This window comes from Streptomyces sp. NPDC107546, assembly GCF_055639175.1.
Map to the genome: position 1 here is coordinate 1 of NZ_JBVKBA010000064.1, position 18,000 is coordinate 18,000.

14 protein-coding genes and 4 pseudogenes are annotated in these 18,000 nt (G+C 70.0%); 11 read left to right on the plus strand and 7 right to left on the minus strand.

What is annotated here, in order from left to right; genetic code table 11:
- Positions 1–83: 83 nt before the first annotated feature.
- Both serB and ACZ7L1_RS38275 read right to left on the minus strand, forming a co-directional pair.
- Positions 84–1,295 (minus strand): phosphoserine phosphatase SerB, encoded by a 1,212-nt coding sequence (serB, locus tag ACZ7L1_RS38270; protein WP_471444198.1) that lies wholly within the window; start codon positions 1,293–1,295, stop codon positions 84–86.
- A gap of 154 nt (positions 1,296–1,449) precedes the next feature.
- Entirely contained in the window at positions 1,450–3,318 is a 1,869-nt protein-coding gene (locus ACZ7L1_RS38275) for a streptophobe family protein (RefSeq protein ID WP_471444221.1), read from the minus strand.
- Between the two features lie 239 nt (positions 3,319–3,557).
- Here ACZ7L1_RS38275 and ACZ7L1_RS38280 point away from each other — a divergent pair, with 239 nt between their 5' ends.
- On the plus strand, positions 3,558–6,086 hold the full coding sequence (locus ACZ7L1_RS38280; protein ID WP_471444199.1) for an ABC transporter ATP-binding protein/permease: 2,529 nt from the start codon (positions 3,558–3,560) through the stop codon (positions 6,084–6,086).
- Between the two features lie 106 nt (positions 6,087–6,192).
- On the opposite strand, the gene ACZ7L1_RS38285 is transcribed toward ACZ7L1_RS38280, so the two are convergent.
- Positions 6,193–6,906: a transglycosylase SLT domain-containing protein gene (locus ACZ7L1_RS38285; RefSeq protein WP_471444201.1), complete on the minus strand. Its 714-nt coding sequence runs from the start codon at positions 6,904–6,906 to the stop codon at positions 6,193–6,195.
- A gap of 588 nt (positions 6,907–7,494) precedes the next feature.
- Between ACZ7L1_RS38285 and ACZ7L1_RS38290 the strand changes: the two genes are divergently transcribed.
- From ACZ7L1_RS38290 to ACZ7L1_RS38300, 3 genes are all read left to right on the plus strand, one after another.
- Positions 7,495–8,640: a GAF domain-containing sensor histidine kinase gene (locus tag ACZ7L1_RS38290; RefSeq protein ID WP_471444203.1), complete on the plus strand. Its 1,146-nt coding sequence runs from the start codon at positions 7,495–7,497 to the stop codon at positions 8,638–8,640.
- Positions 8,633–9,274, plus strand: coding sequence for a response regulator (locus ACZ7L1_RS38295; protein ID WP_471444204.1), 642 nt, complete (start codon positions 8,633–8,635; stop codon positions 9,272–9,274). Before ACZ7L1_RS38290 ends, ACZ7L1_RS38295 begins: the two co-directional genes overlap by 8 nt.
- A gap of 116 nt (positions 9,275–9,390) precedes the next feature.
- The gene (locus ACZ7L1_RS38300) at positions 9,391–9,633 is read left to right on the plus strand and encodes a chaplin (protein ID WP_471444207.1); all 243 of its coding nucleotides are present in this window, start codon (positions 9,391–9,393) and stop codon (positions 9,631–9,633) included.
- 353 nt (positions 9,634–9,986) lie between these two features.
- On the opposite strand, the gene ACZ7L1_RS38305 is transcribed toward ACZ7L1_RS38300, so the two are convergent.
- The gene (locus tag ACZ7L1_RS38305; RefSeq protein ID WP_471444209.1) at positions 9,987–10,784 is read right to left on the minus strand and encodes a hypothetical protein; all 798 of its coding nucleotides are present in this window, start codon (positions 10,782–10,784) and stop codon (positions 9,987–9,989) included.
- Positions 10,785–10,936: 152 nt separating this feature from the next.
- Between ACZ7L1_RS38305 and ACZ7L1_RS38310 the strand changes: the two are divergent.
- The 3 genes and pseudogenes from ACZ7L1_RS38310 to ACZ7L1_RS38320 all read left to right on the plus strand — a co-directional run.
- A pseudogene (locus ACZ7L1_RS38310) lies at positions 10,937–11,467 on the plus strand (ABC transporter ATP-binding protein); the annotation flags it as partial.
- A 350-nt stretch (positions 11,468–11,817) separates the two neighbouring features.
- Positions 11,818–12,246: an NfeD family protein gene (locus tag ACZ7L1_RS38315; protein WP_471444210.1), complete on the plus strand. Its 429-nt coding sequence runs from the start codon at positions 11,818–11,820 to the stop codon at positions 12,244–12,246.
- Between the two features lie 129 nt (positions 12,247–12,375).
- Positions 12,376–13,347, plus strand: coding sequence for an SPFH domain-containing protein (locus tag ACZ7L1_RS38320; RefSeq protein WP_471444212.1), 972 nt, complete (start codon positions 12,376–12,378; stop codon positions 13,345–13,347).
- Between the two features lie 81 nt (positions 13,348–13,428).
- Here the strand turns inward: ACZ7L1_RS38320 and ACZ7L1_RS38325 are convergent, their stop codons facing one another.
- The 3 genes from ACZ7L1_RS38325 to ACZ7L1_RS38335 form a co-directional block, all read right to left on the minus strand.
- Positions 13,429–13,935: an HNH endonuclease gene (locus tag ACZ7L1_RS38325; protein ID WP_471444214.1), complete on the minus strand. Its 507-nt coding sequence runs from the start codon at positions 13,933–13,935 to the stop codon at positions 13,429–13,431.
- Between the two features lie 164 nt (positions 13,936–14,099).
- Entirely contained in the window at positions 14,100–14,639 is a 540-nt protein-coding gene (locus tag ACZ7L1_RS38330) for a YbhB/YbcL family Raf kinase inhibitor-like protein (RefSeq protein ID WP_471444216.1), read from the minus strand.
- Positions 14,640–14,684: 45 nt separating this feature from the next.
- Positions 14,685–15,467, minus strand: a complete 783-nt coding sequence (locus tag ACZ7L1_RS38335; RefSeq protein ID WP_471444217.1) for a sporulation protein — start codon at positions 15,465–15,467, stop codon at positions 14,685–14,687.
- Positions 15,468–15,648: 181 nt separating this feature from the next.
- Here ACZ7L1_RS38335 and ACZ7L1_RS38340 point away from each other — a divergent pair.
- The 4 genes and pseudogenes from ACZ7L1_RS38340 to ACZ7L1_RS38355 form a co-directional block, all read left to right on the plus strand.
- Positions 15,649–15,903, plus strand: a pseudogene (locus tag ACZ7L1_RS38340) (DNA-3-methyladenine glycosylase); the annotation flags it as partial.
- A gap of 17 nt (positions 15,904–15,920) precedes the next feature.
- Positions 15,921–16,532 carry a DNA-3-methyladenine glycosylase gene (locus ACZ7L1_RS38345; protein ID WP_471444220.1) on the plus strand — a complete coding sequence of 204 codons (612 nt, stop codon included), beginning with the start codon at positions 15,921–15,923 and terminating at the stop codon, positions 16,530–16,532.
- A 120-nt stretch (positions 16,533–16,652) separates the two neighbouring features.
- Positions 16,653–17,031 (plus strand): annotated as a pseudogene (locus tag ACZ7L1_RS38350) (transposase); the annotation flags it as partial.
- A gap of 278 nt (positions 17,032–17,309) precedes the next feature.
- Positions 17,310–17,646, plus strand: a pseudogene (locus tag ACZ7L1_RS38355) (DNA-3-methyladenine glycosylase); the annotation flags it as partial.
- Positions 17,647–18,000: the final 354 nt, after the last annotated feature.

Consider the following 18,000-nt stretch of genomic DNA (forward strand, 5'->3'; position numbering starts at 1 on the left):
CTACGGAGATTTTCCCCCCTCGTTTTCTCCCCCCTTCTCCTCGCTCCCGTGTGTTCCCCGCCCTTCCCCTCCCTCCACGGCCGTCAGAGACCGTCGTCGTGCGCGTCCGCCGCCTCGACCTCTTCCCGGCTGACACCGAGCAGGTACAGGACGGTGTCCAGGAAGGGGAAGTTCACCGCGGTGTGCGCGGCCTCGCGGACGACGGGCTTGGCGTTGAAGGCGACGCCCAGACCCGCCGCGTTCAGCATGTCGAGGTCGTTGGCCCCGTCACCGATCGCCACGGTCTGCGCCAGTGGCACCCCCGCCTCGGCGGCGAACCGGCGCAGCAGCCGCGCCTTGCCCGCGCGGTCCACGATCTCCCCGACGACCTTGCCGGTCAGCTTCCCGTCGACGATCTCCAGGGTGTTGGCCTGCGCGAAATCAAGCCCGAGCCGCTCCTTCAGATCGTCCGTGACCTGGGTGAAGCCGCCCGAGACGACACCCACTTGGAAGCCGAGTCGTTTCAGCGTGCGGATCAGGGTTCGCGCGCCCGGAGTGAGCCGGACCTCGGCGCGCACCTTGTCCACCACCGACGCGTCGAGCCCCTTCAGCAGCGCCACGCGCGCGTGCAGCGACTGCTCGAAGTCCAGCTCGCCGCGCATGGCGGCCGCCGTCACCTCGGCGACCTCCGCCTCGCAGCCGGCGTGCGCGGCGAACAGCTCGATGACCTCGTCCTGGATGAGCGTGGAGTCCACGTCCATCACGACCAGCCGCTGGGCCCGCCGGTGCAGCCCCGCCGCGACGACGGCGACGTCGACACCGAGTGCTGCGGCGTCGGTCACCAGAGCCGTGCGCAGCGGCTCGGTCTCCACCCCGGACACGGCGAACTCGACCGCGGTCACCGGGTACTTGGCGAGCCGGAAGACACGGTCGATGTTGCCCCCGGCGGCCGCGATGCGGGCGGCGATCGCGGCCGTGGCGTGGGCGGTGAGCGGATGGCCGAGGACGGTGACGAGGGAGCGGCCGAGGCCGCGCGGACGGTTGTCGCCGATGCCGGAGATGATCTCCGCCTGCATCTTCATCGACTCCGCCCAGGTGTGGACGGTGGCCCGCAGATCGCCCTCGAGCCCGGACGGGGGCACGGTCACCAGGGCGCACAGCACCATCCGGCCCCGGGTGACGACCTGCTCGATGTCGACGACGTCGACCTTGTAGGTGGCCAGGGTGTCGAACAGGCCCGCGGTCAGGCCGGGCCGGTCCTTGCCGAAGATCTTGACAAGGAGAGTGGGGGCGTCGGAGGTCTGCACAGCGCTCATGGTGCTTCCACCGTATCCGGCGCCCCGTGCGCACCGCCTGCCTGGTCCGCCCAGCGGACGGGGAACACTGGGTTGCGCACGGATGGCGTACGTGTTACCCGGCGGCGAAAGCGCAGGCCATGGGCGCGGCCGACCGGTGTCGACCTCGGCCTGGTCAGCGCCGCCCGCGGGGCCGGTCGGGTGGCGGTGGGGGAGGCGGCGGGGGCGGCCACCGGTCGGAGGACGACGGAGCCCTGCGGGCCGGCCGTTGCGGCGGCTCGATCGGCTGGACCACGGTGGGCGCGCCATAGACATCGGTGGGAGGGGACGGCGCGGCTTCCGAGGGCGGCCCGTCGGGCGGGGCACCTTCGATGGGGGCGCTCCCGCCCTGCGTGCCGTCAGGCGGCGCGCTCCGAGGTGGCGTGGTTCCGGTCGGGGCACTGCCACGCCGCCCGCCCTCCCGCGGGGCGCTGCCCGGCCGCGCGTCCTCAGGCTCGCGCAGTCCTTCCGGCAGCTGCAGGTAGGGGTTCGTGCCCGGGTTCGGCGGACGGTACGGCCTGCTCGGGGTGTAGGGACCCGATGACTGCGGGGCCGGCGCATACCGCGGGGGCTCCGGCAGCCCCGCGTCACCCCGTGCCAGTGGCGCCACCCGGCTCCCCGCCGTTCCCGTCCCGTACGCCAGCAGTGCCCCGGCGGCCCCCGCTCCCGCGCCCCACACCGCACCCAGCAGCAGTGCCATGCCCAGCCGCCCGTGCAACTCGATCGCCGCGCCGAACGCGTCGAGACCGAGCACCGAAAGCGAGGCGTCCACCGACACCTCCGCCAGCCGGACCAGCAGCGGCAGCGCCAGCGCCGTCACGATCCCGAGCCGCAGCGCGCAGTGCCCTGCGAAGCCGAGCGGACCCGCGCCCCGTACGAGCGCACCGGACGCACCGGGGCGGTGTGCCGCATCCCGGGCTCGTACGAGTGGCGTACGCGCCGCCGTCAGCACGCCCGCGAAGAGCATCATGAGTGCCGCGGCGACGGCCAGCAGCCACGCCCTGCCGTCCAGATCGGCCAGGCGCCCCAGCGTGACGGGCTGGTCCGTCCCCACGCTCAGCAGCCGGCCCAGCGGGTCGGGCAGCAGGTTCACCAATCCGCCGCCGGCCCTGCCGTGCCACGGCACGAACAGGCCGACCGGCACACCCAGCCAGGCACCGTTGGGGGCGCCGAGCAGCGCTGCCCCGGCGATCCGCGTCGGACGGTTGTCGCCGATCGCCGCGTACGCCGCGGCCGCGAGCCCGGCGACCACCGCGACCAGCAACACCGTCACCAGCGCGGACGCGGCCGGACGCACCACCCGGTGCACCGCCTCCCAGCCGCGTGGCAGCGGTGTGCGTCGGGACGCGAGCAGCGCGATCACCAGGACAGCGGCCGCCCATACGGCGCCCCCCAGCAGCGTGGGCACCGTATCGACGGTGAAGCCGACCGCGGCCCGAGCCTGGATCAGATCGCCGACCCGGTCCGGCAGCAGCCCTCCGACGTCCCCCAGGCCGGGGATGTCGAGGCCGCCGCCCCCGCCCGGCAGGCCGTCGAGCCCGAGCGCGCCCCCGTCGATGGTGATGACGTCATGGCCGGCCCATGCCAGACCGCCGAGCATCGTGACGAACAGCACGACCACCGCGCCCGCTCGCACGAGGAGTTCGGAAAGGCCACCCCCAACTCCCGCCGGGCGTAAGGACCTCAGGAAAAGCCAGCACAGCAGGAGCGCACCCACCAAGCTCACGCCGAGCGGCGTGATATTGATGGCGGTGGTCGCGTCCGCGCCTTTCAGCCCGAACGCCGACACGTTCCCGGACGGCGTCACCGTCCCGTTCGCCCCGAGGGCCACCACCGCCGCGGTCATCGGCCCGAGCGAGCCCGCCGCGTCCGCACGGAGCAGATGCAGACCGAGCGCCGCCGTCCCCGCCATCCCGATCAACGCCCAGCTCACCGAGGCGATCGCGGACAGCAGAACGTCCGTCCACGGCAGCCTCCCACCGTTGCGCGCGGCCTCGATGCCCATGGTCAGCCCCCGATCCACACCGCGGCAATGCACCGCGGTTGTCCCCCCTCGCGTGGATTACCACTCTCCGACCGGGTTTCCGCCCCGTCAACGGCGCGCGTACCAGTGCGTCTACGCCCCTTCCGCCAGGCCCGAGTTTCGGTCAGAGGGCCGCGCCTGAAATAGTTCCCCACGATGTTCGACATCCCTAGACTCCCCGTGATGGGGGCAATTCGGGGGACAACTCACTGGGGCATGGAGTGCCTGAACTCGTACTGGAATTGAACGGACGCAGCTGGACGCTCGACGCGTCCAGGACGTACACCCTGGGACGTGATCCACAGGGGGACATCGTGCTCACCGACGCCAGGGTCTCCTGGCGCCATGCCACGATCAGCTTCAACGGCCGCAGTTGGGTCATCGAGGACCACGGCAGCACCAACGGCACGTTCGTGCAGGGACAGCGGATCCACCAGGTGGAGATCGGCCCCGGCTCGGCCGTGCACCTGGGGAACGCCACCGACGGACCGCGCCTGGCCCTGTCCGGCGCCCCGGCCGCCGTCGCGGCGCCGCAGGCCCAGCCCCAGCAGCAGCCGTACGCGGCCCAGGCCGCCGGCCCCGGCTGGGCCCAGCAGGCACCGCAGCCGCAGACCCGGCAGCCGCAGGGGTCCCAGCCCGCCTGGCAGCAGCCGCAGCAGGCGGCTGTGCAGATCCCGCAGCAGCAGAGCCCCGGTGGTGGCGCGGGGGCGCCGCCGGTCTACGGGGACCGCAGCCCGACCACGTTCCACCAGCTCGCCCTCGGCCGGGTGATGCGCATCGGCCGTGCGCTCGAGAACGACCTGGTCGTCTCCGACCTGCAGGTCTCCCGCCACCACGCCGAGTTCCACGCCACGCCCGACGGCCGCTTCGAGATCCGCGACCTGGGCTCGCACAACGGCACGTTCGTCAACGGTATGCCGATCGGCAAGGGCGGCTCGGCGCTGCTCGGCCCGAACGACATCGTCGGCGTGGGCCACTCGACGTTCCGTCTGGTCGGGGACCGGCTCGAGGAGTTCGTCGACACCGGTGAGATCTCCTTCTCCGCCCGCCACCTCACGGTCACGGTCGACGGCGGCAAGCAGATCCTCAAGGACGTCTCCTTCGGCGTCCCGGAGAAGTCGCTCATCGCGGTCATCGGCCCCTCCGGTTCCGGCAAGTCCACGCTGCTGAAGGCGCTCACCGGCTACCGCCCCGCCAACGAGGGCGACGTCCTCTACGACAACCGGAACCTGTACAAGCAGTTCGCCGAGCTGCGCCAGCGCATCGGCCTGGTCCCGCAGGACGACATCCTGCACAAGGAGCTGAGCGTCAAGAAGGCCCTCAAGTACGCGGCCAAGCTGCGCTTCCCGGCCGACACCACGGCCGCCGAGCGCCAGGACCGCATCGACGAGGTGCTGCGCGAGCTGAAGCTGGACGTCCACAAGGACAAGAAGGTCACCTCCTTGTCCGGCGGTCAGCGCAAGCGCGTCTCGGTGGCCCTCGAGCTGCTCACCAAGCCGTCGCTGATCTTCCTGGACGAGCCGACCTCCGGTCTCGACCCGGGCATGGACCGGGACGTCATGCAGCTGCTGCGCGGCCTCGCCGACGACGGCCGCACCGTCCTCGTCGTCACCCACTCGGTGGCCGAGCTGGCGCTGTGCGACAAGCTGCTCGTGATGGCACCGGGCGGCTCCGTCGCCTACTTCGGCCCGCCGGAGGAGGCACTGAACTTCTTCGGCTACGACACCTGGGCCGATGTGTTCTCCGCCTTCGAGAACTACCGGGACTACGACTGGGCGGGCCGTTGGAAGGGCTCGGAGCACTACCGGCTGTACGCCGCGGACATCGACGCCGTCGCCCCGCAGTCGGTGCACATGCCGCCGCCGCAGGCGATCAAGCCGGCCAAGCCGCAGGGCTGGCTGTCCCAGTTCGGCACCCTGATCCGGCGGTACGTCGCGGTCATCGCCTCAGACAAGGGCTTCCTGGCGCTGACGGTCATCCTCCCGGCGGTGCTCGGCGCGGTGAGTCTGCTCATCGACCACAACAGGGGCCTGCTGGTCAACCCGGTCAATCCCAGGACCGGCATCCACGTCCCGAACGGCACCGCCACCACGGTCCTGTTGATACTCGCGGTCGGCGCGTGCTTCGCGGGCGCCGCCAACTCCGTCCGCGAGCTGATCAAGGAACGGGTCATCTACGAGCGGGAACGCGCCACCGGCCTGTCGCGTTCCGCGTACCTGATGTCGAAGGTGTTCGTGCTCGGCGTCATCACCGTGCTGCAGGGCCTCATGGTCGGTCTGATCGGCTTCTCCAGCCGGGAGATCCCCGCGCAGGGCGTCGTCCTCGGCAACGTCACGCTGTTCGAGCTGTGCCTGCCGATCATGGCGTTGGGCTTCAGCTCGATGATGTTCGGTCTGGTCATCTCCGCCCTGGTGAAGACCGCGGAGAAGACCATGCCGCTGCTGGTCATGTTCGCGATCATCCAGGTGGTCTTCACCGGCTGCCTCTTCACCCTGCACGGCACGCACGGCGTCAACGAGTTCTCGTACCTGATGCCGTCCCGCTGGGCGGTCGGCGCCGCCGGTGCGACGCTGGACTTCAACAACATCGCGCCGAACACGGACGACCCGACCAGCACGGACCCGCTGTGGAACCACACGGCCGGGGCCTGGACCCTCGACATGGTCGCCCTGATCGTCCTGGGTGCGGTCTGCGGCTTCCTGGTGGCCCGCTTCCTGCGCCGCCACGAGCCGGAGGTCATGCGCAAGTAGCCGGTCCGTACAGCCGGGACCACGCGGAAGGGCGGCACCCTGCAGGGTGCCGCCCTTTGGCTCCATGTGACCGCACGCGACTGGTGCGACCGAGGTCCGCGCGGCCTCAGTACGCGCTGTTCACGTTGTCCATCGAGCCGTACCGGTGCGCCGCGTAGTTGGCGGCGGCGGTGATGTTGGCGACCGGGTCGTAGATGTTCCACGAGGTGCCGGGAACGTGGTACGCGCGGAAGGTCGGGTCGATGACCTGGAGCAGCCCCTTGGAGGGGATGCCGTTGCGGGCGTTGATGTCCCAGTTGTTGATCGCCGCCGGGTTGCCGGACGACTCCCGCATGATGTTGCGGTACAGACCGTTGTACGAACCCGGAATCCCGTTCTGCCTCATGATGTCGAGGGACTGGCGGACCCAGCCGTCCAGGTTGTTGGCGTAGGTCTTCGCGGCGACCGGCTGCGCCGCGGGACGCTGCGCGGAGCGGTTCGCGGCCTGCTGGGCCGGACGCTGCTGGGCGGCCTGCTGGGCCTTCTGCTGCACCTGCTTCTTGACGGCGCCCTGGGCGGCCTTCTGCTTCGCGGCGATGGCCTCGGCCTTCAGGCCCGCGGAGGCCATCTGGTCGGTGACGGCGACCTTGAGGGTCTTGGCCGGCTGGTTGCCGACCGACACCGGGGCCGACGCGACGGTCGCTTCGTGCGCGGGGGTCTGCGCCTCGCTCGGCACGGCGGTGAACGCGAGGGCCGCGGCACCGAGAGTGGCCGTACCGGCGATGGCGAGCTTGTGGGTCTGGGTGAGCGCACGAGCGCGACCGAGAATGTTCTTGGGCATTGCTGATTGACCTCTTCGAATTGCGCGGAGGTCGCTCTGGCGCCGGCGGAAGAACAGGTGTTTCCAGCACAAGCGCCGCGGGTACGAGACCGCGGCGCCGAGCGACGGAAGCAATTCTTAGCGGCCGCAAAATCGCTGGGCAAAGGTGTGACGTACTACCCCGGATAGTGGTCCGAGGAACGGCAGAACGGGGCAGATCGACCCTTCAACCCCGCTCACGAGCTTGTTCTTGGTCTCCTAAGCTCCTTCGTACGTGACGTAGGTCCTATGCGCGGCCTCACATTCCCCTCGCCCCGGTCTTACCGCGAGTTGCTGGAGCAATGCTCTGAGTGAGGGGCTTTCGGCGGCACGATGAGATGGGCGTCACCGAGTTCGTGCCAGAGATACCGCCCGGCCGGCGCCTGCCCGTATCAGCGGTCGATCGCCTCCCACACCGCCGCCGCCTCCAGCATCAGTAGATGGGGGCCTCCGGCTCGTGCAGACCACCAGGGCCCTTGGCCCTTGGCCCTTGGCCCTAGGTCCGGCGGACCAGACAGGGCCGCCACTCGTCGGATACGCACTGTCACACCTCACCGGTACGGTGAGGTCATGAGCCATGGACCCCGGTCGGGCCTGTACGCGGTCAGCTCCGCGCTGCTGGCCATGAGCAGGCACCTCGAGGTGCGCGACGTCCTGAAGACGATCGTCGCCTCGGCCCGCGAGCTGCTCGACGCGGAGTACGCGGCGCTCGGCGTACCGGACGACCACGGCGGCTTCGCCCAGTTCGTCGTGGACGGCGTCTCCGACGAGCAGTGGAAGGCCATCGGCCCGCTGCCACGCCAGCACGGCATCCTCGCCGCGATGCTGCACGAGGCGAAGCCGGAGCGGCTCGCCGACGTTCGCGAGGACCGCCGCTTCGAGGGCTGGCCGAGCGCCCACCCGGAGATGTCCGACTTCCTGGGCCTGCCCATCCGCGACGGCGACGAGATCATCGGCGCGCTGTTCCTCGCGAACAAGAAGTGCCCGAAACCGGAAGGCGGCTGCGGCTTCACCGAGGACGACGAGGAACTGCTGTCGATCCTCGCCCAGCACGCCGCGATCGCCCTCACCAACGCCCGGTTGTACGAGCGCAGCCGCGAGCTGACCATCGCCGAGGAGCGCTCACGGCTGGCGCACGAGCTGCACGACGCGGTCAGCCAGAAGCTCTTCTCCCTGCGCCTGACCGCCCAGGCGGCGGCCGCCCTGGTCGACCGCGACCCCGGGCGGGCCAAGGGCGAGCTGCAGCAGGTGGCGGCGCTCGCCGCGGAGGCCGCCGACGAGCTGCGCGCCGCCGTCGTCGAGTTGCGCCCGGCGGCCCTCGACGAGGACGGCCTGGTCGCCACCCTGCGCACCCAGGTCCAGGTCCTCGACCGCGCCCACACCGCGCGCGTGACCTTCTCCACCCGTGGCGTACGGGCCCTGCCGGCCGCCCAGGAGGAGGCGCTGCTGCGCGTCGCCCAGGAGGCCCTGCACAACGCCCTGCGGCACTCGGGGGCCGAGCGGGTGGACGTCACCCTGGAGAAGCGCGGCCCGGGCGCCGTGCTGCGCGTCATGGACGACGGCAGCGGATTCGACCCCCGGGCGATACGCCGGGCGGGGCGCCACCTCGGACTGGTCTCCATGCGCGACCGGGCGAGCGGGGTCGGCGGCGCGCTGACCGTGGAATCGGAGCCCGGGAAGGGCACCACGATCGAGATGGAGGTCCCTGGTGGCTGACGCAATCAAGGTGCTGCTCGTCGACGACCACCAGGTGGTCCGCCGCGGACTGCGCACCTTCCTGGAGGTGCAGGACGACATCGAGGTCGTGGGAGAGGCCGCCGACGGCGCCGAAGGGGTCGCCCAAGCCCGGGAACTGCACCCGGACGTGGTTCTCATGGACATCAAGATGCCGGGGATGGACGGCATCGACGCGCTGCGCAAGCTCCGCGAACTCGACAACCCCGCGCGCGTGCTGATCGTCACCAGCTTCACCGAGCAGCGCACGGTGGTGCCCGCACTGCGCGCGGGCGCCGCCGGGTACGTGTACAAGGACGTGGACCCCGACGCGCTGGCCGGAGCCATCCGCTCGGTGCACGCGGGCCACGTCCTCCTCCAGTCGGAGGTCGCGGGCGCGCTGCTGTCCCAGGAGGAGGCGGGCGCCGGCCAGGGCAGAGCGGGATCACTCACCGAGCGGGAACGGGAGGTGCTGGCCCTGATCGCGGACGGCCGCTCCAACCGTGAGATCGCCCGAGCCCTGGTGCTGTCCGAGAAGACGGTCAAGACCCACGTCTCGAACATCCTGATGAAGCTGGACCTGGCCGACCGTACGCAGGCGGCGCTGTGGGCGGTACGGCACGGCGTTAACGGCTGAGCGGATCTTCATACCGTCGGGTGTATGTCACCCGGGTGGCGCATCCTCAGTGGATCTCGGCCGTTCTCCAAGGCGTGCTGCGGACCTGCCGCAGTGATCGCAAGGAGGACTCGGAAGTGAAGAACCTGAAGAAGGCCGCAGCCGTGACGATGGTGGCCGGCGGTCTGCTCGCCGCCGGCACGGGTATGGCCTCCGCCCACTCGGCCCACGCCGACGGCAGGGCGGTGGGCTCCCCGGGCGTCATCTCCGGCAACGTCATCCAGGCCCCGGTCCACGTCCCGGTGAACGTGGTCGGCAACACGGTCAACGTGATCGGCGCCCTGAACCCGGCCTTCGGCAACCTGGGCCTCAACCACTGAGCCCTGAGACCCGACACCTGCCTCCCCGGCCTCCTGGACACCACGTCCGGGAGGCCGACGTGTCCTCTACTACCAGCCGAGGCGAGGCGATTCCAGCCCGTCCGACGTGTGAGGACGAGGCTGTTCGGGGCGCGGGGCTCTGGGGGGAGCATCCGGGGACTGCGACCTGGCCTCGGGGCCTCGGACAGTACAAGGAGTCCCCGTCGCGCCTCCTGCCTCGCGCCTCGTGGCTGAGGCCAGGCGATTCCAGTCCGTCCGACGTGTGAGGACGAGGCCGTTCAGGCCGACGGGGGCCTGAGGGCGGAGCCCACAGGGACGGCCACCGCGCCCCCGGGCACAGGCCAACCCGGCGGTCACCCCCGCTCCCGCTGCTCCACAACGGAGTTGTACGCAGCGACCTGCGCCCGCCGGGCCGTCCGCTCCACCGGCCGCAGCGCCTGCGCCCGCGCCGCCATCTCCGAGGCGCTCACCGCCCCACCGTGCCCGTTCTGGTACGCCAGGGACAGCAGCAAAGCCACCCGCTGGGCCATCTCCAGCACCCGCACCGCCCGCGGCGGATACCCCGGCGCCAGCACCTCCCGTCCCCTCCCGCCCGCCGCCCCATCGACTCGCGCCCGGTAGGCGTCGATCGCCGCCTCCGCCACCGGCCCCGAGCCCGCCACATCCAGCCGCGACAACACCTCCGTCGCCTCGCGCAGAGCCTCCGCCAGCTCCCGCTCGGCCTCCCCGAGAGACGGCACATCGGCGGGCGGCGCCTCCCGCACGGGCAGACACTGCCAGACGACCTCCACGTGCAGATCGCCCTCCGGCCCCGCCTCGGCCACCGAAGGCACCAGCCCGAAGGCGGCCCCGTAGCAGACCACCGCCTCCTCGGCGTCCAGCGCCCGCGCATTGAACTCCGGCGGCCCGCTCAGCCCCAGCGGATGCCCCGGCGCGGGCAGCGCCACCCGCAGCCCGGTCACCCCGAGCGTGCGCAGCCGCCCCAGCGCGAGCGTGAGACCGACGGGCGCCGACTCACCCGGCAACCCCTCCACCCGATGCACCGCATCCTCCCCGACGATGGCGGACGCGGCGTCGTCCGGCGAAACAAGTCCGGCCAAAAGGGCATTTCCCCATGCGGCCAGCCGTCCTGAGCGTGGTTCCGAGAGCATGCCCCCACCCTAAGGAGCGGACCTATGGAATAGGCCGGGCGACCGGTGGCGTAGATTTCGTGGGGGGCTGCGCCCACCGGCGTGGCGGACCGCGCCCACAGGCGCACGCGAGAGCCGACACAGGCGACACTGCAAGGGGAGACAACGCGCTCATGAGCGATGTTCTGGAGCTTCAGGACGTATCCGTGGTCCGCGAGGGCCGGGCTCTGGTGGACCAGGTCTCCTGGTCGGTCAAGGAGGGCGAGCGCTGGGTCATCCTCGGCCCCAACGGCGCCGGCAAGACCACCCTCCTGAACGTCGCCTCCAGCTACCTCTACCCCAGCAAGGGCACCGCCACCATCCTCGGCGAGACCCTCGGCAAGCCCGGCACCGACGTCTTCGAACTGCGCCCCCGCATCGGCATGGCCGGCATCGCCATGGCCGACAAGCTCCCCAAGCGCCAGACCGTCCTGCAGACCGTGCTGACCGCCGCATACGGCATGACAGCCGGCTGGCAGGAGGAGTACGAGGACGTCGACGAGCAGCGTGCCCGCGCCTTCCTCGACCGCCTCGGCATGAGCGAGTACCTCGACCGCAAGTTCGGCACCCTCTCCGAGGGCGAGCGCAAGCGCACCCTCATCGCCCGTGCCCTGATGTCCGACCCCGAGCTGCTGCTCCTCGACGAGCCCGCCGCCGGCCTCGACCTCGGCGGCCGCGAGGACCTCGTACGCCGGCTCGGCCGCCTCGCCCGCGACCCGATCGCCCCCTCCATGATCATGGTCACCCACCACGTCGAGGAGATCGCCCCCGGCTTCACCCACGTCCTGATGATCCGCCAGGGCAAGGTGCTCGCCGCCGGCCCCCTGGAGCTCGAGCTGACCTCGCGCAACCTCTCCCTGTGCTTCGGCCTCCCGCTCGTCGTCGAGCAGGTCGGCGAGCGCTGGACGGCCCAGGGCCTGCCCCTGTCCTGACCCGCGCAAACCTCGGTAAGAAGCCGTCCACGCCGCCCTCTGCGCCCTGTCCGCGGTCGTGCCGGCGGTCCTACCATGACCGTGTGGACATCGACGCGTGGGTGTGGTGGCTGATCGGCGCGGCAGCGCTCGGCATCGGACTGGTGATCACCGCGATGCCGGAGCTGGGGATGCTCGCGGTGGGTGCCGTCGCGGCAGCCGTGATCGATGGCCTCGGCGGCGGCGCGGTCTTCCAGGTCGCCGTGTTCGCCGTCGTCTCGGTCGCGCTCATCGCCGTGGTCCGGCCCATCGCAGCCCGGCACGGCGCCCAGCGACCCCAACTCGCCACCGGCATCGAGGCCTTGAAGGGCAGGCAGGCCGTCGTCCTCGAACGCGTCGACGCGAGCGGCGGCCGCATCAAGCTCGCCGGTGAGGTCTGGTCGGCGCGACCGCTCAACAGCGAACTCGCCTATGACGCGGGCCAGGAAGTCGACGTCGTGGACATCGACGGGGCAACGGCGATCATCATGTGACCTCGAAGGACGCAACTGCGCCGAACAGCCCACGAGGTACGCGACGGTCTGTCACACTCGACCAGCAAGATCTTCAACAACCGTAAGATCCCACAGGCGCCGAGGCGGAGAAGGAAGCAGGGAATCACGATGGGACCGGTCGTCATCGTCCTGATCATTCTGGTGGTGTTGGTCTTCATCGCCCTGATCAAGACGATCCAGGTCATCCCCCAGGCGAGCGCGGCCATCGTCGAGCGCTTCGGCCGCTACACACGGACACTGAACGCGGGCCTGAACATCGTGGTCCCGTTCATCGACTCCATCCGCAACCGCATCGACCTGCGCGAACAGGTCGTACCGTTCCCGCCCCAGCCGGTGATCACCCAGGACAACCTGGTCGTCAACATCGACACCGTCATCTACTACCAGGTGACCGACGCCCGGGCCGCCACCTACGAGGTCGCCAGCTACATCCAGGCCATCGAGCAGCTCACCGTCACCACCCTGCGCAACATCATCGGCGGCATGGACCTCGAGCGCACCCTGACCTCCCGCGAGGAGATCAACGCGGCCCTGCGGGGCGTCCTCGACGAGGCCACCGGCAAGTGGGGCATCCGCGTCAACCGCGTCGAACTGAAGGCGATCGAGCCCCCGACCTCCATCCAGGACTCGATGGAGAAGCAGATGCGCGCCGACCGCGACAAGCGCGCCGCGATCCTCACCGCCGAAGGCACGCGCCAGGCCGCCATCCTCACCGCGGAGGGCGAGAAGCAGTCCGCGATCCTCAAGGCCGAGGGTGAGGCCAAGGCCGCCGCCCTGCGCGCCGAGGGCGAGGCCCAGGCCGTGCGTACGGTCTTCGAGGCGATCCACGCCGGTGACCCGGACCAGAAGCTGCTCTCCTACCAGTACCTGCAGATGCTCCCGAAGATCGCCGAAGGCGACGCCAACAAACTCTGGATCGTCCCCAGCGAGATCGGTGACGCTCTCAAGGGCCTGTCCGGCGCCATGGGCAACTTCGGCCCTCTGGCAGGCGGTTCGGGCGGCAGCGGCGGCTCTTCCGGCTCGTCCCCGAACAACGGCGGCACCAACACGGAACGCCGCGAGAAGCCGTCCATCGACTGAAGCGGCACCGCCACGCCCTTCACACGAGCTGGGGCCCGCCTTCCCCGGAAGGCGGGCCCCAGCTCACGTCTTACGTACGGACTACGCCGCGCTCTGCGACAGCCACTCCGGCAGCGCCTCGAAGTCGTCGTGCCCGAGGGCCAGCAGCATCGCGTCGGCCGGCGTCGGCTCGAACGGCTGCCGCAGCAGCGTCATCCCTGCCTCCTCCGGAGTCCGGTTCGCCTTGCGGTGGTTGTCCTCGGCACACGCGGCGACCGTGTTCAGCCAGGTGTCGCCACCACCCTGCGACCGCGGCAGCACGTGGTCCACGGTCGTCGCCCGCCTCCCGCAGTAGGCGCACCTGTGCCGGTCCCGCACCAGGACACCCCGCCTCGACCACGGGGCTTGTCTTCGGAACGGCACCCGTACGTACCTGCAGAGCCTGATGACCCGGGGCGCCGGTATGTCCACATCGGCGCCCCGCATACGGAGTTCGGGGTGGGCCTGCTCGACGACGGCCTTGGCCTGCAGCACCAGAACGACGGCTCGATTCAGCGTCACCGTCGACAGCGGCTCGAAGCTCGCGTTCAGCACCAGCGTGTCACGCATCCAGCCCACCTCCTGTGCGCACCTGCCCACCCCCTGGCGGGCTGGATCAACTCTGGCCGGGCACGCCGAGATGGACAACGCAATAAAAAATGCCCGCCTCTGATCACTTCCAAGACCAGAGGCGGGCAAACGTTCAATGAACGTCAGTTTTACAGGGGCCTGCGTCAGCCCGCGGCCGGATTCTCGTACTCACCGATGAGCTGGGCGCGCGCCAGCGTGTGGAACCGCAGGTTGAAACCGACCACGGCAGGAGAGGCGTCCGAGTTCGGACCGAGCTTCTCCTGGTCCACGGCGTACACCGTGAACACATACCGGTGCGGTCCGTCCCCGGGCGGCGGCGCGGCACCGCCGAAGTCCTTCGTCCCGTAGTCGTTGCGCGCGTGCACCGCGCCCTCGGGCAGCCCTTCGAACTTACCGCTGCCCGCACCCGTCGGCAGCTCGGTGACCGAGGCCGGGATGTCGAACAGGACCCAGTGCCAGAACCCGCTCCCCGTCGGGGCGTCCGGGTCGTAGCAGGTCACGGCGAAGCTCTTGGTCTCCGGCGGGAAGCCCTCCCAGCGCAACTGGGGCGAGGTGTTCCCGGCCGAGTGGACCTGGGCCTCCTTGAGCCTGGCACCCGGCTCGACGTGCTCGCTCGTCACCGTGAACGACGGCACGGGCGGGTGGAAGTCATGCGGCAGCGGCGGCCTCTTGAGCTCGGTCACCTCGGTACCTCCAAGTCAGTGGATCAACCGATTCCAGTTCCGAGCCTAGAACCAGCTGCGCTTGCTACCGACCTCCGACAGCCACTGATGGAGGTACGCGGCCCAGTCGGTGCCCTGGAAGTCGTTCAGACCGACCTTGAAGGCCCGGTACGAGTCGCTGCCCTCGCTGAACAGCCCCGGCTTCTTGTCCATCTCCAGGATCACGTCCATCTCGTACGCGTCGGCGACGAAGCTCAACTCGACCTGGTTCAGACCGCGGTACTGCGACGGCGGGAAGAACTCGATCTCCTGGTAGAACGGCAGCGTCTGCCGCGTACCCCGGATGTGCCCGCGCTCCATGTCCGCGCTCTTGAAGCGGAAGCCCAGCTGGATGAACGCGTCCAGGATCGCCTGCTGCGCGGGCAGCGGATGCACGTTGATCGGGTCCAGGTCGGTCGAGTCCACGGCCCGCGCGATCTCCAGCTCGGTCGTCACCCCGATGTACATCCCGCGCAGCGCCTGCCCGTCGATCATGGTGACGGGAGTCTCCCAGGGAATCTCCAGCCCGAACGGCACGGCGTGCACCGCGCCCGCCTGGAGCTCGAAGGCACCACCGAGGCGGACCTTTGTGAACTCGATGTTCTGCCGGTACTCCTCGTCGCCGCTCTCGACCTCGACCTTGGCCTGCAGACCGACGTTCAGGCCCTCGATCGCCTGGTTGACGGACCCGCCCTGGATCCGTACCTCGCCCTGGACGACACCGCCCGGCACGACATTGACCTCGGTCAGCACCGTCTCGACCGACGCGCCGCCGGCTCCCAGGCTCGCGAGCAGCCGCTTGAACCCCATGAAATCTTCCCTCCCAGGCAACGTCTTGACCCGTAGCCCCGTAGATCCGTCCGATCCGTAGATCCGTAGACACGCGATACGGCCAGGAGCCGGTTCCGAGTCCCACCCTCCCAACCCTTCCAAGGACGAGGACCCTCGACCACCCTTGGGCACACGCCCATCTGGACTACGCTCGTACGCCATGATCGCGACCCCCGACCGTACGCCCCTCCCCGGGGAGTTCTTCGACCGGCCGGTACTCGAGGCCGCGCCGGACCTCCTGGGGCGCATCCTCGTCCGCACCACACCGGACGGTCCGATCGCGCTGCGCCTCACAGAGGTGGAGGCGTACGACGGTCCGAACGACCCCGGCTCCCACGCCTGTCGCGGACGCACCCCCCGCAACGACGTGATGTTCGGTTCCCCCGGCCATGTGTACGTCTACTTCACCTATGGCACGTCAAGGCGGTCAGCATGAATATCGCCCTCCTTGCTCGCCCTGCTGAAGAAGTCGCCCCCAAGCTGCTCGGTGCCGTCCTCACCCACGAGACTCCCGAGGGAACCGTGAGCATCACCATCACGGAGACCGAGGCGTACTCGGGTACGGCCGACCCCGCCTCCCACGCTTACCGAGGCAAAACCCCCCGAAACGCCGTCATGTTCGGACCCGCAGGACACCTGTACGTCTACCGGTCTCACGGCCTCCACTGGTGCGCCAACATCGTCACCGGAACAGACGGCATCGCCTCGGCCGTCCTCATCCGCGCAGGCAGGGTCATCGAAGGGGAAGACCTGGCACGCAAGCGGCGAGGGGCGAAGGTCGAGAGCTCACGCCTTGCACGGGGTCCGGGGAACTTCTGCCAGGCGCTCGGCATCACGGCAGAGCACAACGGCACAGACCTGCTGACGGGCGTCTCGGTCGCGCTGTGCGAGGGCGAGCAGGTACCTGCTGCGCTCATCCGGGTCGGCCCTCGGGTAGGCGTGAGTAAAGCCCACGACTGGCAGCACCGCTTCTACGTCGCCGGTGATCCAACCGTCTCGGCGTACCGACTGAGCCCGAGAGCCAGGCCGTCCGCCGGAGCCTGAGCCGCTGTGCGCCTTGCTCGCGGCTCGCCGCCGAGTCGGCGCGGAGGTTTGGGCCAGAAGGTCGTCGTGTCGAGCGTGCGCTGCGTTCCCGTGTCCAGCACTCGCCGCCGCATGGACCCTGTCGCGGTCGGCGTCAACGCCGACGAGCACCGCGAGATCCTCGGCCTGGACGTCGCCACCGCCGAAGAGGGCGCCGGCTGGCCGGCCTTCCTACGCTCGCTCGTCGCTCGCGGTCTGACCAGCGTCCAGCTCGTCATCTCCGAGCCCACGCCGGCCTGGTGGACGCCATCGGCGCATGCCGCCCAGCGCCTCGTGGCAAAGATGCCGCACCCGTTACGCCCGCAACCTGCTCTGTCAGGTTCCCAAGTCCGCACAGCCCGGGGTCGCCACGCTGCTGCGGACCGTCTTCGAACAACCCGATTCCGAGGCGGTCCGGGCCCAGCTGCGGCATGTCCTCGACGCCCTGGAGACCAAGTTCCCCAAGGCCGCCGAACACCTCGCCCTGTAGGGCGCCCCTGTCGTTGCCTACCGTCCCCTCAGCCGGCCGCCACGCATCGCTCACGGGTTCCGGAAGGTGATCGGGCAGTGGCCCGACTCGAACCCTCGGACCCCTCGGCCCCTTGGCATCAGCTCGACGAGTTCGCAGACCTGCACGACGACCGTCCGCACGTATTCGATCAGGACATCCCGGTACTCCTGCCGCAGGGCTCCGCCTCCTCGTGGCGATGTGTGCCGTCGCGCTCGAAGCCCGAAGGGGCGAGTGCTCCAGAAGGGCCTGCCCGACTCCTGCGGCGTTGCGAGATCATCGAGGGCGCCGAGCTCGCTCGGAAGCGTCGACTCTCGGCCCGGAACGACAAAGAACTAGCCAAAGGTCCCGCCCGCCTGCCTACGGCTCGGGGCGTGGACCGCGCCCTCGACGGCACGGAAGCCTGCACCACGGGCGAGCCCCCTGCGCATCCTGACCGGCACGCCGGTGCCCCCTGACCAGGTACGAAGCGACCCGCGCACCGACGTCGCCGGCGACGGAGCCGTCCAGCCATGGCCCTTCTGGGTCGCCGACGACTCCACGGTGAGCCCCTATCGGGCCCGCACGCCCCGACGGCGTCGAAGTTGACGCGTCCCTGGAGGATGCGTAATGTATCCCGAGCCGCTGGAACGGTTACGGCGTTCAGCCAGCAGCCGAGGCGGCCAACCCACTACCTGCGATTCCCTCTCAGAGGGCGGATTTCGGCGTGCCCGCATGCCTGGAATTCGAACTCGGAGAACTCGATTATGAGTGACGACGGGAATCGGCTAACGTAGTGAATGTCGAAAGGTCGGGGCCGAAAAGCCCGGACTCAAGACAATCCCGCCGACCGGGAATCGGATCGAGAAAAGATCTGATAGAGTCGGAAACACCGAAGGGAAGCGCCCGGAGGAAAGCCGAGAGAGTGAGTCTCTCCGGTGAGTACAAAGGAAGCGTCCGTTC

What these genes read in the sequence shown, in the direction of transcription:
- serB (WP_471444198.1), bottom strand. Translation starts at nt 1,295, where the DNA reads ATGAGCGCTGTGCAGACCTCCGACGCCCCCACTCTCCTTGTCAAGATC.
- ACZ7L1_RS38275 (WP_471444221.1), bottom strand. Translation starts at nt 3,318, where the DNA reads ATGGGCATCGAGGCCGCGCGCAACGGTGGGAGGCTGCCGTGGACGGAC.
- ACZ7L1_RS38285 (WP_471444201.1), bottom strand. Translation starts at nt 6,906, where the DNA reads ATGCCCAAGAACATTCTCGGTCGCGCTCGTGCGCTCACCCAGACCCAC.
- ACZ7L1_RS38290 (WP_471444203.1), top strand. Translation starts at nt 7,495, where the DNA reads ATGAGCCATGGACCCCGGTCGGGCCTGTACGCGGTCAGCTCCGCGCTG.
- ACZ7L1_RS38305 (WP_471444209.1), bottom strand. Translation starts at nt 10,784, where the DNA reads ATGCTCTCGGAACCACGCTCAGGACGGCTGGCCGCATGGGGAAATGCC.
- ACZ7L1_RS38320 (WP_471444212.1), top strand. Translation starts at nt 12,376, where the DNA reads ATGGGACCGGTCGTCATCGTCCTGATCATTCTGGTGGTGTTGGTCTTC.
- ACZ7L1_RS38325 (WP_471444214.1), bottom strand. Translation starts at nt 13,935, where the DNA reads ATGCGTGACACGCTGGTGCTGAACGCGAGCTTCGAGCCGCTGTCGACG.
- ACZ7L1_RS38335 (WP_471444217.1), bottom strand. Translation starts at nt 15,467, where the DNA reads ATGGGGTTCAAGCGGCTGCTCGCGAGCCTGGGAGCCGGCGGCGCGTCG.
- ACZ7L1_RS38345 (WP_471444220.1), top strand. Translation starts at nt 15,921, where the DNA reads ATGAATATCGCCCTCCTTGCTCGCCCTGCTGAAGAAGTCGCCCCCAAG.